Below are 916 nucleotides of genomic sequence, written 5' to 3'. Positions count from 1 at the left end.
GAGGTAAGGGGGCCCGCGAGGACGCGCCTCGTTGCGGTCGATAGGACGGCGGAGCAAACGGATATCAAGGTTCCGCCCGCAAGCAGCGCGAGAAGCAGGGCTGTGAAGACGTTTCCCGCGGTCGTGGTGGTAAGCGCGCCGTCATGGAAGAAGGCGATCGGGTACCCAATTTGCCCGAAGCCGTTTAGGACCAAGGCGTAAATGCCCCCCGGGTGCGAGGCCGGCGAGGAGCATCGCGGTCCCCGCGACGATTATCGAAAACACGATCTGAATAAGGCGCCGGAATTTGGGCACGGGCGCCTTTGCCGCCAGGGTCCCGGGCCTTGTGGCGCCGAGCACGAGTATCGACGAGAGAAGGAAGGGGATGAAGGGAAGGAAAGACGGCGCCGTGGCAACGGCGTAAGGCAGGAAGGAAAGGAATGGCAGGTCGTTTGCGGAGGCCGGGATATCCGTGATGCCGGAGCTGCTCAGGGCACGGCAATATGCGAGCGCTGCGTCATTGGTCTCTTGGTCTCCCACGATGGACCCGGATTGGAAGCCTTCGCCCATGAGCGCGTAGTAGCTCTCGGCAGAATCGAGAAAGGCGGCGTCGGTTTGAGCGGCAAGGGCGGCGTTCGCGTATCTTGCAAGCTCCGCGTCATTTTGCTGCTCTGGAGATAGGTCTGTGCCGCTGGCCTGGGGCGCGCGCGTATTGAATGCGTCGACAAAGCTCTGCATGCCCTGCTTCATAAAGAAGGGTCCGTAAATGGGTGAATTGAACGCAATGGGGATGGAGAAGGCTGCGGCAAGAACGAGCGTAGAGATCCATACGGCCCTGTCTCTTAGGATTAGTTTGAGAAGAAGTCGACAGTACATTTAGAAGCACCTACATTTCCCAAAGCATCGTTAGATTAATAATGACAGGCCGGATGAAGAT

The 916-nt window shown here is 59.0% G+C and carries 1 protein-coding gene; it reads right to left on the bottom strand.

Annotated features, from left to right (window positions below; translation table 11 throughout):
- Nucleotides 1-141 precede the first annotated feature (141 nt).
- Nucleotides 142-729 carry a hypothetical protein gene (locus tag DW037_RS10420; protein ID WP_147352031.1) on the bottom strand — a complete coding sequence of 196 codons (588 nt, stop codon included), beginning with the start codon at nucleotides 727-729 and terminating at the stop codon, nucleotides 142-144.
- Between the last annotated feature and the right edge of the window lie 187 nt (nucleotides 730-916).

The organism is Collinsella sp. AF39-11AT (genome assembly GCF_003474585.1).
GTDB lineage: Bacteria > Actinomycetota > Coriobacteriia > Coriobacteriales > Coriobacteriaceae > Collinsella.
The sequence above is the reverse complement of the archived record's forward strand: the minus strand, read 5'-3'. Positions and strand labels throughout refer to the sequence as shown.

Bases quoted from the DNA above. Each gene is read 5' to 3' on its own strand.
- DW037_RS10420 (WP_147352031.1), bottom strand. From the start codon at position 729: ATGAAGCAGGGCATGCAGAGCTTTGTCGACGCATTCAATACGCGCGCG.